Source organism: Psychrobacter sp. T6-4 (assembly GCF_052258425.1).
Taxonomy (GTDB): Bacteria; Pseudomonadota; Gammaproteobacteria; order Pseudomonadales; family Moraxellaceae; genus Psychrobacter.
Genome location: NZ_JBQQEZ010000014.1, coordinates 30,136 through 45,518, shown reverse-complemented (window position 1 = coordinate 45,518; position 15,383 = coordinate 30,136). Strand labels below are relative to the sequence as shown.

The window sequence follows — 15,383 nt, the reverse complement described above, 5'->3', positions numbered from 1 at the left end:
CATCAAAGCTTAGTTGTAGTTTGTTGCACGATCTGTTGTACTTGTACAAAATCAGCATGGCGCACGTCTTTGCCGCTGGTACAAAATATCACTAATTCAGCGATATTGCGCGCATGATCACCCACGCGCTCTAGCGCTCGCAGTACCCATAATATATTGATGACCTTGGACACATGACGGCTGTCCTCCATGATATAAGTCATCAAGGCGCGAGTGGCTGATTGATATTCTTCATTGACCGCATCATCGCTTTGTAATACCGAAAACGCTTGCTGAGGATTCATCTGTGTAAAGGCACCCAAAGCATCAAGTAGCATAAGGCGCACCTGATTGGAGAGATGTTGCACCTCCAAATAGCCTCTAGGTGAAGCGCCGTTTTCGATCAATTGACACGCCATGCGCGCAATCTTGCTAGCCTCATCGCCCACCCGTTCTAGATCGACCACGCCTTTACTAAGCGCCATGACCAGACGTAAGTCATTGGCTGCTGGTTGGCGCTTGGCAACCAAGAGTAGGATTTGCTCATCTATCGTAATCTCTAACTGATTGATGCGCTGATCATCAGCGATGACTTTTTTCGCTACTGGCTCATCCGCTTCTATTAACGCTCGCGTAGCTATGGTGACTTGCTCGGCAGCCAGATGTCCCATCTGCATAAACAAATCGACCACGTCATGTAATTCATTATCAAAGCTTTTGGATAGATGTTTTTCAGTGATTGGCATAATGGCTCTCTGAGTCATATAGATTGTCGACAATGGAGGTACGAGCAAAAACTAGCTTTGCTAGCAGTAACGATTAATTTAACCATAACGACCAGTAATATAGTCCTCGGTCGCTTTTTGCGCAGGAGTGGTAAATATCTGATCCGTCGCACCCATCTCTACCATATCACCTAGATACATATAGGCAGTATAATCTGAAACACGCGCCGCTTGTTGCATGTTATGGGTGACGATAGCGATGGTATAGTCGTTTTTTAAATCAGTAATCAGCTCTTCGATAGCCCCTGTCGAGATAGGATCGAGCGCGGAGGTTGGCTCATCTAATAGCAGGACTTCAGGCTTGGTGGCGACCCCACGTGCAATACAAAGCCGTTGCTGCTGACCACCCGACAGCGATAATCCTGAGGCTTTGAGCTTGTCTTTAACCTCCGTCCATAGCGCCGCCTTTTTTAGTGCCCATTCAACGCGCTCATTCATCTCTGACTTGCTCAGCTTCTCATACAGACGCACGCCAAAAGCGACGTTATCATAAATGGACATAGGGAAGGGAGTTGGTTTTTGAAACACCATCCCGACGCGCGCCCGCAATAGATTAACGTCCAAATCTTTATCTAAGATATTTTTGCCATCAAGACTAATTTGACCCTCTGCATGCATATTTGGATATAAGTCATACATACGATTAAAGGTGCGTAGTAACGTTGATTTGCCGCAGCCTGAGGGGCCAATGAACGCTGTGACCTTTTTTTCTGGAATGTCGATATTGATATTTTTTAATGCTTGAAATTCACCATAATAAAAGCTTAAATCACGAATAGCTATTTTGGCCGCTGGCATGTTATCAGGCATATCTGCTATCGTTTGCTGCGTGAAGCTTGCTTTATCTGGCTGCTGCTGTTGACCTTTGGTCATCGACGGCGTTAGCAGATTGCGTGTGCTGATAGTCTCTGTTTGCTGCACTTTTTTTCTTTCCAATACATCAGTCATCGTGTCACCTCTCTATTTTTTGTTTGATCAAATGAAGGTTGCTATAGGTTTTAATGCGCCTCAACGCGCCATAACGTTATGCGCTATCGAGTATGGTCTCTGCCACCGATTGAGCGTGCGACAATATTTAAGGTTAATACCGTACCCGTAATCAGTAGTGCCGCTGACCAAGCCAGTGCATGCCAATTGTCGTACGGACTCATCGCAAATTGATAAATGGTGTTAGGCAGGTTAGCCATGGGTCCTGTCATATCAGTACTAAAATACTGGTTGTTCAGCGCAGTAAATAGTAGGGGCGCGGTCTCACCTGTGATGCGCGCAAAAGCTAAGAGCACGCCTGTGGTCAGACCCGCTTTAGCCGCTTTTAGCGTGACCGTACTGACCAGCTTCCATTTCGGTGTGCCTAGGGCATACGCCGCTTCGCGCAGGGTATTGGGTACGAGATTGAGCATGTTTTCAGTGGTGCGCACAACGACAGGAATCACAATCAGCGCTAATGCCACCGCACCTGCCCAACCCGAGAAGCTTTGCCCTTTGACCATCAGCGCATAGACAAACAGACCGATAACAATTGAGGGCGCTGATAATAAAATATCATTCAAAAAGCGCGTCACTTTACCTAACATACTGCCATGCGAGAACTCTGCTAGATAAATGCCTGCCATCATACCTATCGGCGCACCAATCGCAAGTCCTGAAAAGGCGAGCATCATAGAGCCAACGATAGCGTTGCGCAGACCACCTGCGCCCATAGGCGGCGGCGTATCTGCCGTAAATATGGGCATAGTGACCAGACCTTGAACACCCTCGGTGACAAGCGTTAGCAAAATCCACGAGAGCCAAAATAAACCAAAGCCCATAGCCAATAGCGCAAATCCAAGCCCTAGTTTGTTAATCAAGCGGCGCTTGTTATATAAATGCTGGTTATAGCGAGCATCAAAGCTTGCAGCGGGCTTAGTAGTCACAGGCACTGAGGTCATAAGGCATTTATCCTTTTGGGTTTAATAGTGATACTTTGTTCTAAAACATTATCGGCTGTAGCGCTTATGCATTTAACTCAAGTGCCCGCTTTTTGATCAATACGCATCAGCATTAATTTGGATATCGAGAGCACGATAAAGGTAATAACAAACAGAATCAGCCCTAAATGTAACAAGGATGCTAAGTGCAACTCGCTTGATGCTTCGGCGAACTCGTTGGCTAACGCTGAGGTAATCGTGACCCCAGAGGTGAATAGACTAGGACTGATATTAAAGGCATTACCGATCAAAAAGGTCACTGCCATTGTCTCGCCTAAGGCGCGACCCAAACCCAAAATCACCCCACCGACCACGCCCGTTTTGGTATAAGGTAGAATGATTTTGAACATGACCTCCCACGTAGTAGCGCCCATACCGTAAGCGGATTCTTTAAGCAAGTCAGGCACGACTAAGAACACATCACGCATGGTCGCCGCGATAAAAGGAATAATCATAATGGCGAGCACTAAGGAGGCGGTAAACATCCCTAATCCCATCGGTGCACCCGCAAATAGCTTGCCAATGATAGGCAGTGGCCCGATATGTTCGATAAACCAAGGCTGAATATGATCGCCAAAGAAAGGCGCGAAGACAAACAAACCCCACATACCATAAATGATAGAAGGGATGCCCGCGAGAAGCTCAATGGCAATGCCTAATGGCTTCTTTAAAAAGGTAGGGCATAGCTCAGTCAAAAAAATAGCAATACCAAAACTTACAGGCACCGCGATACAGATAGCGATAAAGGAGGTGACCAGCGTGCCATAAATAGGCGCGAGCGCACCGTACTGATCGCCGACCGTATCCCAATTATTACTGGTATAAAACCCAAGTCCAAACTCGCTGATACTAGGCCATGCGCCCACTATTAATGAGAGTAAAATACCGCCAAGCGACAATAGCACCAAGATAGCAAAAGCTTTGGTCGCAGTGACAAAAATTGCATCCAAGCGTTTTTGTTTTGCCAGTTGGAATTTTAGATCTGCCATAACAGTCTCAATATTTTAATAAGTTTAACAATAGAGATGACTAGGTGTTCGTCTAAAGGTTTGAGGTGTAAACAGGCTGGCCTTCGCTATCGACAACCTCGCTCCATTTCGCTTTGAACAACGTCACGGCGTTATCAGAGAAGGGCACATAATCAAGCGCTAGCGCATCTTCATCACCTTGGCTATACGCCCAGTCAAAGAAGGCTAAGACGCCTGCGACTTGCTGCGCATCTTTTGGTTGCTTGTGCACTAAAATAAAAGTCGCCGCGGCGATAGGCCATGCTTGTGCGGTCTCAGAATTGGTAATGACTTTGTAAAAGCCTTCTTGTTGTGACCAGTCGATGTCACCTGCTGCGGCAAAGGTGTCGATAGAAGGCTGTACGACATTACCCGCGGCATTTTTGAGCGCGACGTGTGACATGCCGTTTTGCTTGGCATAGGCATATTCAACGTAGCCGATTGAGTTATTCATACGCGTCACATAGCTGGCGACGCCTTCGTTACCTTTACCGCCTGCGCCCGTAGCTGAGGTTGGCCATTTGACAGTCTTATCCACGCCAACATTGTTATTCCAGTCGCTAGATACCTTGGCCAAGTAATCGGTAAAGTTAAAGGTCGTGCCTGAACCGTCCGAGCGAAACACAGTAGTGATTGCTGCATCAGGCAGCGCCAAATCTGGGTTCATGGCTTTGATAGCAAGGTCATTCCAGTTGCTAATTTTGCCCAGATAGATATCGGCTAAAGTGTCACCATCTAATTTTAATTGACCAGGCGCTATGCCTTTAATATTAACCACAGGAACGACGCCACCGATCACTGTTGGGAATTGAATTAGACCAGCTGCATTTAGCTCCTCTGGTGTCATAGGGGCATCGGACGCCCCAAAATCGACCGTATTGGCAATGATTTGTTTGATACCGCCCGACGAGCCAATCGACTGATAGTTGACTTGACCACCCGTCGATTGATTATAAGCGTCTGACCACTTGGCGTAGATAGGCTGCGGAAATGAGGCGCCCGCTCCAGTGATACTCATAGATACGTTTTCGCTAGCGCCAGCAGCATTATTGCTCTGAGCGGCAGCCGTATCATTCGTTGACTGACTACAAGCGCTTAAGCTAAGTACGCTGGCGAGGGCGACGACTAAAAATGAGTAACGCATAACGGCTCCTAAAAATGACTGGTTTATGAGTGATTATCTTTTATCAAAAAAACGTGATGAATATGCTTGGCATGATGTGTGAATCAATAAGCACATCATGCCAAGCAAATATGACAATTTGATGACATTGATAATATTTAAGCAAAAGAGAGTTAAAAATTGACAGAAGTTAGGGCATGTCCCTTATCTAGAAAAGTAAGTTCAACACGCTCTAGAGTTTCTATACAAGCCTGAAAAGTTGCCAGCGCCAAAGGCAATACTAGGATCGATATAATCTTTAAATGATGCCAAATAAAAAAGGCACTTATTTATACATTTGTTTAAAGGTACTTAGATTTAAAGAGATTTAGATTTAAAGGGATTTAGATGAGTGAGTAGGACTGAATTTGGAGGAGGGCGCAGTTTACGAGAAGGCAAGAGCAGCTAACAAAGTCTAAATACAAGCCCATTACTTTGTTAGCTTATATAGTGAATATAAGTTTAAAGATTTGCTTATGGACGGCTATAGCTATTATCATATCAACGCAGTATTTTAAAAAGAAGACAATACCCTAAATCGGAGAAAACAATGATTACCCATGTCCCTGATGTGACTTTTAAAACTCGTGTTCGTGATGACTCTATTGGAGGAGATAACCCATTTACTTGGTATGATTTAACCACAGATGAGCTATTTGCCAATAAAAAAGTGGTGGTGTTCTCACTACCCGGTGCCTTTACACCCACGTGTTCGACCAGCCATCTGCCTCGTTATGAAGCGCTTTACGATGAGTTTAAGGCGTTAGGCGTAGATGAAATCGTTTGCGTTTCTGTCAACGATGCGTTCGTCATGTATCAATGGGGTCTCAAGCAAAACCGCGAAAACGTTTTTTTGCTGCCTGATGGTAATGGTGAGTTCACTCGCAAAATGGGCATGCTCGTTGATAAGAGTAATCTGGGCTTTGGTATGCGCTCATGGCGTTATTCGATGCTTGTCGACAATAAAGCCATCAAAAAAGTGTTTAAGGAACCTGATTTTGGCGACAATTGCCCAATAGATCCGTTTGAAGTATCAGATGCAGACACTATGCTTGAGTATTTAAAAAGTAATGCTTAAATACTAGTCTCAAATATCAGTCCTCAAACACAAGAAAAAAAACTGCGTCGTCCTTAAATATAAGGGCTACGCAGTTTTTTATGGTTTTTAAGACTGTCTATCGCTGATTCGAGCTAGCCTAGGAGGGATCATGCTACATTAGAAATAGCATATATACTTAGGTAGCTACACTTAGGTAGCACGCCTCACTAGTATCATATTTCAGACTTTCCTAGCAATTGCCCCATTTGTACGGTTGAGCTGTGCTGCATGGTATCTTGCCAAGCTGTTTTTGCGCCTTTTGGTAGTACCACGATAGCGGTTGAGCCCAAATAAAAACGCCCAAGCTCCTCACCTTTTGCCAAAACCATATCGTGCTGGGCTTCTTGTATATTATCAGTGCGAGTGATTTTACCCGTAGCGACGGTTTCGATACCGGCCACGATCATCGCACCGACCATCACCACCGCCGCTTTGCCGTACTCGGTATCGAACAGACACACCAGGCGCTCATTGCGCGCAAACAGGTCAGGTATGTTAGCCGCCGTGGTATTATTAACCGAAAATAACGTACCCGGCACATAGCGAGTCGCTATCAGCTTACCCTCAAAAGGCATGTGCACACGGTGATAGTTACTTGGCGCAAGATAAACGGTTGCAAAGCTACCGTCCGCAAAATATTCGCCATCCGCGCTATTGGCGAGCAGTTGACCTATATCATAGTCGCGACCTTTGGCTTGCAATAGTTTCTGATCCCTAATTTGACCGAGCTGCGATATCACACCATCAGCAGGACTCACGATACCGTTATAAGTGTCGTCGATAGGGCGCGCATCATCTTTGAGCTCGCGGGTAAAAAAGTCATTAAAGCTCTCATAAGCATTAAAATTATCACGCTCATACTCATCAAGGGTGACATGATAAGCTTTAGCGAAGCTGCGGATAAAAGCACGTTTGACCATAGGGTGACGGCTTGAGGCCAAGCGCCCAGCAACTTCGCTTAATTGCTGCTGCGGGACAAACTGTTGGATCGTGGCGAATAAATTCATAATAAAGCTACCAAAGTATTTTGTATAAGAGCGGTGTTTGTATAAGTACATGAATGGCGGTATTTTATCACGATAAAGCGGATGCTGTGTGAGCATAAGTTATCGGTTTACGACTGTTTTATTTAGCCCTCTTACTAAAACGTGCAAGCTATAGTCGATATCAAATAAAACAGATAAGTCATATTGTAGCGCGAGATTGAAATAGTTTTTTCTTGCGTGCTGTGCCTACGCCGCTTGATGCTGCAAAAAAACTATTTCAACCTCGCTGTATTTTTTTATATTAGACTGATTATAGTATCAATCTCAACAAAGGAGTCAGAATGAAGGCACTCATTCAGCGGGTTCATAATGCCAGTGTCACGGTCGGCGCAGAGACTGTTGGCGCTATAGAGCAGGGCGTATTAGCTTATATTGGGCTTGGACACGAGGATACGATAGATCATGGCAAGCGTATGATCGATAAAATATTAACCTACCGTATTTTTGAAAATGAGAGCAATAAGCTTGACCGAAACGTGCAACAAGTGAATGGCGGTGTATTGTTAGTATCGCAATTTACCCTCATGGCAAAAACCAATAAAGGTCGGCGTCCCGACTTTGGCGGCGCAATGGCTCCTGATAAAGCGCAGGCACTATTTTCTGAGATGGTCGCTTACGCCCAGTCTAAGCATGCAAACGTTGCCACAGGTCAGTTTGGCGCTAATATGCAGGTTGCAAGTATTAATGATGGACCACTTAACTTTATATTAGAAGTGTTATAGCGCTAAATGTTATAAATTATAGAACCTAATGTTATAGAGCTAAGTGTCATCAAACCGTCACAATTTAAGTGTTTAATAAGTAGTCAGTAAGCATCGACTTTATATGTTAATTACTCAAAGTTTTATAACAAGGCTTGTATATGCAAAGTGAGCAGATTTTGATTGTCGAGGATGAGCTTGCGATTCGCGAAATGGTAGTGATGACCCTTGAGAGCGCAGGGTTTGAGAGTTTGCAAGCGGCGGACGCGTTTGAGGCACACCAGCAAGTGGTGGATCATAGGCCAGCGCTGATTTTGCTAGACTGGATGTTGCCCGGTGATAAAAGCGGTATTGATTTTTGTCGCATGCTAAAGAGTGATGAGTTGCTGCGCGAGATACCGGTCATTATGCTCACGGCAAAAGGAGAGGAAGATAACAAGGTTCATGGTCTCGATGCCGGCGCGGACGATTATATGACCAAGCCGTTCTCGACGCGTGAGCTGATCTCAAGAATCAAGGCAGTGCTACGCCGTAGTAGCGCACTTAGTAGTAATACACCGATAACAATAGGCGCGCTTAGTTTAGATAATCAAAGCCAGCGGGTGAGTGCTAATGGACAGTTTATCGATATAGGTCCGACAGAATATCGCTTACTGGCATTTTTTATGAGTCGTCCAGAGCGCGCTTATACGCGCTCGCAGCTATTAGATCAGGTTTGGGGCGGCAACGTCTATATCGAAGAGCGAACAGTCGATGTACACATTCGGCGCTTACGTAAATTACTACGTCCTTATGGCTGTGATACCTTGATTCAAACGGTTCGCGGCACCGGTTATCGCATGTCTAGTTTGATTGAAAAAAAGCAGTAAACGTAACCACTAAACACAGTCTCGCTACGAGAAAGGATGAGAGTAGTCATGTCGATTGACCACCACAAGCCAAATACGTCTGAGCAAGCTGATCGATTTGATAATAAAACAGTAATGACAAAGATGAACCGTGCTTGGGAAGCGCTAAAAGATGCCGTGGTTTTAATAGACGGTGACGATCGCTTGACGTGGTGGAATCTGGCAGCGGCGCAGCTATTATCATTGCAAGACAAAGATCAGGGCAAAAGCATTTTTGACTATATTCAGGCGCCTGAGTTTCACGAGTATTATCAAGAGGTCACAGCCCATCACGATCTGCACAAAGATGTCCATAATGATGGTGTGCACATGGCCTCATGGCGTGATCCCAAGCGTTATTTAAAGTGTGAGATGACAGCTTTTGATAAGGATAAGCTGTTGATGATCTATGATGTGACGCGATTGCAGCATTTAGAGCAAATGCGCCGCGATTTTGTAGCCAATGTCTCTCACGAGCTACGAACGCCATTGACCGTATTGATGGGCTACCTAGAGAACTACTCAGACCAATCCGACATACCACCAAAGTGGCAACGTGGGCTTGAGCTGATGACTCAACAGACCGCGCGTATGAATAGAATCGTAAATGATTTGCTACTGTTGTCCAAAATCGAAATCGAAGAGACGTATGAGCTTGGTTATATCGATATGACCAAATTGCTCACGCATGTGTACGATGATGCGCAGGCTTACAATCAGGACTATGGACATACCATTCATTTGCAAATAGACACTTATGACGGGCTGTATGGTTCAGAGATGTACTTAAACAGCGCGCTATCGAACCTAGTCATTAATGCCATTAAGTATACGCCAAAAGGCGGCAATATCGAAATTAGCTGGGTTAAAACCTCTCAGGGTTGTCAGTTCTCTGTTACAGATAATGGTATCGGTATTGCCACGTCGCATATCGCGCGTTTAACAGAGCGTTTTTATCGTGTCGATAGTGGTCGTAGCCGTGCTACAGGAGGCACGGGACTGGGGCTGGCTATCGTCAAGCATGTATTGCATCAATACAATACATGCTTACAAATCGAGTCGGAATTAGGCATAGGTTCAACATTTAGTGCGACTTTTGCTAGCAGTTATGTACGCTCACTATCTTAAAGGATTGTCTAACCATACGTATCGTATTGGATCAATGTATGAGATACCTAAGTCGTGATCATTCAGGTTTTATAAGTAAAGGATAAGGATTCACCGCGCTACCCTTGATATAGATGCCGTAATGCACATGAGGCGGCGTGCCTTTGGCGTTACCACTATCGCCCACATAGCCGATGATGTCGCCACTATCCACCCAATCGTTGACTTCTATGTCTGCGTAATCTTCCATATGCGCGTAATAATGTCCTGCGCCACCAGGCCCAACGACGACGACCACGCGCCCTCCCAAAGTATTCTCGCCAACCTTGCTAACCACTCCTTGCGTAGTAGCGTGTATCGGTGTGCCACGCTCCGCGAAAATATCGATACCTTCATGAGAGCGCCCTTGACTACGCGCCGCACCCCACGTATCAGTCAAATGCTGCCCAGGTAGTGGATTTGGAAGACTATTCTCTACTGGCAAGGGTTGTTGCAATAGATTGACCTGCTTCCATTTTGCTACGACAAAGTCCTGCGTCTGCCATTTAAGCGTAGGGAGGACTTTATCAACGATAAATAACAGTGCAAACAATACTATAGCTCTGATCAGTACCCTTAATAAACGAGTAAACAGGCTTGGCTTAGGGGGCTTAGGGGGCTTAGGGGACTTAGGCAGAGGCGGCGGCTGAACTGGTGGCATCATTGTCTCTTGTGAGCTGATGAGTGGTATAATACGGTTATTACAAATTTTAGCTGTATTATGAAGGGTTTAAGGCTCTTTGACGAGTAGCGATAACTACAATAACTCCTGATGATTGATCTCTATTATGACTGAACCTAGTACTGCGCTTATTATCGATACCGAAACCGACCAAGGTAGTGACCCGCGTCCTATTCAAGTAGCGACCATCAATGTGGCGACTGGCTTTGAGTGGATGAAATACTTCAATAGTGGCCGCACTATCTCACCTATCGTCATCAAGGTACATGGCATTACTGATGAGGATGTTGCCGAGTGTGAGCGCTTCGATTTGGAGCAGTTTGAGTTGCCAGAGTACTTAATCGGTCACAATGTACGCTTTGACTGGCGAGTGATAGGGAAACCCTCGGCTAAGCTGATATGTACGGTTAGGCTGGCCCGCGCCGCCTTTCCAGAGTGGCGCTACTATGGTCAGTCCAAATGTATTGAACAACTATTGGGCGTCGATGCCGCGAGCACTATGACTATTGCCGCGCATGATGCGCTAGGCGATGCGCGTATGTGTTATCTATTGTACAAAGCGTGCTGTGAGCGCCTGCAAATTGCGCCGACTGACTTTGCGGCGGCGCATACCATCTCAAATACCGCAAGTCCCGTCGGCAAAATGCCCTTTGGTAAGCATAAGGGCAAACTCATAAAAGACGTGCCTATGAGCTATGTTAAGTGGATGCTAGGTAATATCCACAATATGCAGCCCTCATTGCATTCTGCCTTGACCAAGCGCGTAGAGGAGCAAAATGCAGAAGATAAAATATAGTAAAGAGCTTACTCTCCCTCATTTAACCAATCGACCGCCATTTGCCATAGTTGCGGCGCTTTGGCATGAGTTTTACTGCTAAAATAGCGCATATGACCGATGTGACTGACGCCCAAATCTTTAGGGTCTAGATAGTGCTTTTCTACTGACATGTTGGGGAACACGCGTATCATATCGTCGATGTTTTCGCTATTGGCAATCTCATCATCAGTGAAACCTAGCCATAGCGCTGGCATAGCGATTTTATTATAAAAATGGTTATGAATGGTTTTGCCAAGTGCGGTTTTGATGTAGCCGGCACCATTACACCACTCGCGCCATTGACGCGCCACGCCGCGCGGTAGCGGCTGACCCATACCAATCTTGTCGGCTGGCGTATAGCCTAGCACTAAGTTACTCAGCGGAATAAAAGCGTCCATAAAACCCATTGCTTTGAGCTTATAGGGCATATCCATGTTTTTGATTTGTCCTGAGGAGCAAGCGACATTGAATACTGAGCTGATGGCCTCGTAGTTTGGCATAAGACCGATCAGCTGACCGCCTGCACTATGACCGATCAAATGGAAAGCTGCATCTGGAAATTCATCTTGTAGGGCGTCAAGCACCGCTGGCATATCATGACGACCCCAACTAATGAGTGAGGCATCACATTTTGCCAAATTACCTGCAAGTGATTCACCAATCCCTTCATTATCGAAGGTAATGACTCCAAAGCCGTTCTCTGCCAAATAGCTGGCAAAATTATGATAAAACTGACGCTTGATACCCGTGGCAGGTGCCATCATTACCGCCGCTTTGATATCAGCTTTAGGACGATAAACGGTCGCTGCCAAAGCCTGATTGCGCTCAGTCATGATGGTCAATAGGTAAGTCTCAACAGTAAAGTTGCTCTCAACAGTAAAGCTATCGTTGGCGTCTGATTGGTTTAGAGCTTCATCATTGAGCATAGCGGCATCCTAAAAAGTATATTATGGTTGTTAGCGAATCGAGAAAATTAAAACATAAGCTGAAACAAGACATAGAGTACGACTATCAATAGCAGTCGGTATGGTAAGTGCGTACTGATAAGTGCTGGTTACAGGTTAGTAACTTGGCTTATGTTAAGATAAATAGGAATGTTTTCCAATAGACAACTGAAGACTTACAATTCAAATAAAACGCTAAGGGCAAAAGTAATGCAAATGAAAATCAATAATGACACTTATGAAGTAATTACCAGTCAAGATATCACCCATATCGAAAAAGCCGTAGATAAATCAACGTTAACCATGCCGCTTGTCGCCGTATATTGTGGTTCGCGCTTAGGTAACAGCGAGATATACGAGCAAGCCGCGCGCGATTTGGGTCAAGCGCTTGCCAAAAATGGCATGGGATTGGTATACGGCGGCGCGAGTATTGGCCTGATGGGTGCAGTCGCAGATGAGGTCATCAACAGCGGCGCCCAAGCAGTCGGCGTCATTCCAACCTTTATGCTCAAGCATGAAATCGCTCATCAAGGGCTTACGCGCCTGCACCTGACTGATACCATGCACACGCGCAAAACGGTTATGGCAGAGTACGCAGACGCTTTTATTACTCTACCAGGTGGCCTTGGGACGCTTGAGGAAATCATGGAGATTGCCACTTGGCGTCAGCTGTATCAGCACGAAAAGCCTATGATTATTCTTAATATTAACGGGTTTTATGATCGGATGATTGAACATCTTAAATATACGACAGAGCAGGGCTTTATGAAGCAGCAAGACCTTGATCGCTTAGTTGTGTGCAATAGCATCGATGAAGCAATTGATCTGTTATTGACTGTCGTCACTCTCAATGGCGGCGTCGATACTGATAAGATGGTTGGGCAGTAAATGACTACTTAGAAAATCAAAATTAAGAACCGCAAAAGGGAGTCGCTCGCTAATCGATAGCAGGCTACTCCCTTTTTTGTAGATAATATTTAACCCTGATACGAAATCTATGCGATAGCAAGATCGTTTGATACGTCATCTATCACGCTATCTATAGTACGATTAACGCCTGCCATTGCAATTGGAAAATTTCTTTGTAGTGCAATATCTTGTGCCAAGTGATGAATATCCTCACTATCATGGCGCGTAAGATAAGCCCAATTGTGAGCGTAACGACTACAATTGGCAGTAGTATCCTTATCAACTAACCCTAGAGCAGTTAACTCATCAACGATCTGGTCGGCGGCAATTAGCGTCGAAGAGGCTTTGACGTTTTCAGCGCGTGCGTAGCGGATGTTTGAGTACAAGCTCACATCAGCAACTCGCAGCGTATCATCTTTTCCTGGTATTTGTTGACCGCCAAAGAGGGCATTACCAACGGTACGCGCACTATTGAAGGTCGGCACAAACTCAGCTACATATTCAATGGCTTGCTGACCACGCGCTTGCAATGGCGCTTTATCCCAACCATCTTCAATATAATGCACGTATTTTTCAGGAAGTTTGGGCTGCGCGCTGATCTCATTTGAGGCGACTAGTCCATCATTGAACAAAGTGATGAATTTACTCATACCATGTATCTGAAAATAACCGCCTGGATATGGCGTAAGCTGCGCCATGCCCTCTGGTGTACCGCGGCTACCATAGATAATAATCTCAGGTATCTGTCCACCTGCATCATCCCAATGAGTAATATAAGAGGATTTGAACTCGACCATACGCGTGACTTCAACACCGACCATGTCATCGATAACACCAGTACGAAATCCGCAAGCATTGACTAAGTAATCCACTTCAACAGACTCGGTTTCAGATTGACTGTTTTGCTGATAGTCAATACGCCATTTAGTCACATGATGATCAGCATTAGTACAATTTTCACAATCAACTGCTGTCACTTGCTTAACCTGCGTATCGGTAAAGACATGAGCGTTGTCATAACCCTCTAACGCTAATTGCGCTGAAGCTGCCAGACGAAAGATATTCCAGCCGTATTCTTGTACGACAATCACTGGGAATTTAATCTTATTCAAATCCAAGTGTTTAGCGGCAGGTATTACCCATTCATCTACCGTGCTAGGCGCAAGAACCTGCTCACGCTTAGATAAAGCGATAAGATCTTCATGGCTATAGAGCTGGTAGTAATCTTCAGGCTCTCCTAAAACTTTATTCTTAGGGTCTTGCTCAATAAGCTTACGATAAGCCTCAGTCAAGATGTCCAAACGCGGCAGCAAATCTTCAGGCTGACCTTCATCACGATTAGGTACAGCAAAGACAGTAGGGCGCACATCCATCGTATGCGGGTACAGACGCAATATATCAATGCACTGCTCAAGTAGCGCTACGCAGTCCTCGTCTGGAATTTCACGGTACAAATTACCACCAGCATGTAGATGACACATGGGAGGGCCATCAATAAGTGAGGTCTTTTTTTCAAACAAATGAGTCTCAATGCCAAGCGCAGCCAAGCGAATAGCAATAGTGGCACCTGCAGTACCACCGCCGAGTATACCTACGCGTTTTGCTTGACCATAACGGGTACTAGGCATCGTAATTTTGAGGTCTTTGTACCGGTCGTCTATAGTAATTGAATTCATCAGCGTTGTTTTATCCTTGCTGGCATCGGCTCATCATATTACATGCCGCTATACCTAAAATTTCAGTGTATTTATCAGATGTTATCTAGCAATCTGATTTTTAAGTTAAGTCGTCAATGACTAAAGAGAGTGCTACTTAAGTGAAGCGTAGTTAAATAGTGCTATATAGACTATATAAGCGTGATACCTACTGATTTCAATGTCTGATCTGTATCTTGTGAGTCATTGTTAGTATTAAATAATCATTAGCCTATGATATAAAAAAAAGCAAATTTATTTGGGATATATGCGTAAAAACATGCACTGTTTTTGTCAGCAGATAACATAAAGTGTGTATAAAGCTAGAGGGAATTTACATAAATAAGAAATATGAATATCTAAGCAGAAAGATGTTTATTTTTTTACGTGTGATATAAGATTTTTGATCTCTACACTACAGATAATAGGCGTGTGGTAATTATATGAGGAAATCGCTTTTGAGATAGTTTTGTAATTTTATAAGCGTACATAATTGATTGACTAAACAGACATGCTATATTTACTTGGCAAAAACACGTAACTTTAAAATAAGTAACT

Annotated in this window: 15 protein-coding genes; 6 read left to right on the top strand and 9 right to left on the bottom strand. The window is 44.8% G+C overall.

Annotation, left to right across the window (positions count from 1 at the left end; all coding sequences use genetic code 11):
* Positions 1-2: 2 nt before the first annotated feature.
* From phoU to pstS, 5 genes are all read right to left on the bottom strand, one after another.
* A complete protein-coding gene (gene phoU, locus ACTXGE_RS10530) occupies positions 3-725 on the bottom strand; it encodes a phosphate signaling complex protein PhoU (protein ID WP_435949725.1) in 723 nt (240 codons plus the stop codon).
* Between the two features lie 78 nt (positions 726-803).
* Positions 804-1,712 carry a phosphate ABC transporter ATP-binding protein PstB gene (gene pstB / locus ACTXGE_RS10525; protein WP_443543298.1) on the bottom strand — a complete coding sequence of 303 codons (909 nt, stop codon included), beginning with the start codon at positions 1,710-1,712 and terminating at the stop codon, positions 804-806.
* A gap of 83 nt (positions 1,713-1,795) precedes the next feature.
* Complete coding sequence (gene pstA, locus ACTXGE_RS10520; protein ID WP_443543300.1) at positions 1,796-2,692, bottom strand: phosphate ABC transporter permease PstA; 897 nt, start codon at positions 2,690-2,692, stop codon at positions 1,796-1,798.
* 77 nt (positions 2,693-2,769) lie between these two features.
* Positions 2,770-3,720, bottom strand: coding sequence for a phosphate ABC transporter permease subunit PstC (pstC, locus tag ACTXGE_RS10515; RefSeq protein ID WP_443543302.1), 951 nt, complete (start codon positions 3,718-3,720; stop codon positions 2,770-2,772).
* A 52-nt stretch (positions 3,721-3,772) separates the two neighbouring features.
* A complete protein-coding gene (gene pstS / locus ACTXGE_RS10510) occupies positions 3,773-4,882 on the bottom strand; it encodes a phosphate ABC transporter substrate-binding protein PstS (protein ID WP_443543304.1) in 1,110 nt (369 codons plus the stop codon).
* A 568-nt stretch (positions 4,883-5,450) separates the two neighbouring features.
* Between pstS and ACTXGE_RS10505 the strand changes: the two genes are divergently transcribed.
* The gene (locus ACTXGE_RS10505; protein ID WP_435949720.1) at positions 5,451-5,978 is read left to right on the top strand and encodes a peroxiredoxin; all 528 of its coding nucleotides are present in this window, start codon (positions 5,451-5,453) and stop codon (positions 5,976-5,978) included.
* Positions 5,979-6,172: 194 nt separating this feature from the next.
* Here the strand turns inward: ACTXGE_RS10505 and asd are convergent, their stop codons facing one another.
* Positions 6,173-7,006: an archaetidylserine decarboxylase gene (gene asd, locus ACTXGE_RS10500; RefSeq protein ID WP_443543306.1), complete on the bottom strand. Its 834-nt coding sequence runs from the start codon at positions 7,004-7,006 to the stop codon at positions 6,173-6,175.
* 320 nt (positions 7,007-7,326) lie between these two features.
* Between asd and dtd the strand changes: the two genes are divergently transcribed.
* The 3 genes from dtd (at position 7,327) to phoR (ending at position 9,761) form a co-directional block, all read left to right on the top strand.
* Entirely contained in the window at positions 7,327-7,767 is a 441-nt protein-coding gene (dtd, locus tag ACTXGE_RS10495; protein WP_435949718.1) for a D-aminoacyl-tRNA deacylase, read from the top strand.
* A gap of 140 nt (positions 7,768-7,907) precedes the next feature.
* The gene (gene phoB, locus ACTXGE_RS10490; protein ID WP_435949717.1) at positions 7,908-8,615 is read left to right on the top strand and encodes a phosphate regulon transcriptional regulator PhoB; all 708 of its coding nucleotides are present in this window, start codon (positions 7,908-7,910) and stop codon (positions 8,613-8,615) included.
* A gap of 48 nt (positions 8,616-8,663) precedes the next feature.
* Complete coding sequence (gene phoR / locus ACTXGE_RS10485; RefSeq protein ID WP_443543309.1) at positions 8,664-9,761, top strand: phosphate regulon sensor histidine kinase PhoR; 1,098 nt, start codon at positions 8,664-8,666, stop codon at positions 9,759-9,761.
* A 58-nt stretch (positions 9,762-9,819) separates the two neighbouring features.
* On the opposite strand, the gene ACTXGE_RS10480 is transcribed toward phoR, so the two are convergent.
* A complete protein-coding gene (locus tag ACTXGE_RS10480; protein WP_443560307.1) occupies positions 9,820-10,440 on the bottom strand; it encodes a M23 family metallopeptidase in 621 nt (206 codons plus the stop codon).
* 127 nt (positions 10,441-10,567) lie between these two features.
* On the opposite strand from ACTXGE_RS10480, the gene ACTXGE_RS10475 reads away from it, so the two are divergent.
* Positions 10,568-11,257 (top strand): 3'-5' exonuclease, encoded by a 690-nt coding sequence (locus tag ACTXGE_RS10475; RefSeq protein WP_317200560.1) that lies wholly within the window; start codon positions 10,568-10,570, stop codon positions 11,255-11,257.
* Positions 11,258-11,265: 8 nt separating this feature from the next.
* Here ACTXGE_RS10475 and ACTXGE_RS10470 read toward each other — a convergent pair whose 3' ends face one another.
* Complete coding sequence (locus tag ACTXGE_RS10470) at positions 11,266-12,204, bottom strand: alpha/beta hydrolase family protein (protein WP_443543312.1); 939 nt, start codon at positions 12,202-12,204, stop codon at positions 11,266-11,268.
* Positions 12,205-12,432: 228 nt separating this feature from the next.
* Between ACTXGE_RS10470 and ACTXGE_RS10465 the strand changes: the two genes are divergently transcribed.
* Positions 12,433-13,110 carry an LOG family protein gene (locus ACTXGE_RS10465; RefSeq protein WP_435949712.1) on the top strand — a complete coding sequence of 226 codons (678 nt, stop codon included), beginning with the start codon at positions 12,433-12,435 and terminating at the stop codon, positions 13,108-13,110.
* 107 nt (positions 13,111-13,217) lie between these two features.
* Here the strand turns inward: ACTXGE_RS10465 and ACTXGE_RS10460 are convergent, their stop codons facing one another.
* Positions 13,218-14,759: an FAD-dependent oxidoreductase gene (locus tag ACTXGE_RS10460; protein ID WP_443543356.1), complete on the bottom strand. Its 1,542-nt coding sequence runs from the start codon at positions 14,757-14,759 to the stop codon at positions 13,218-13,220.
* Positions 14,760-15,383 lie beyond the last annotated feature (624 nt).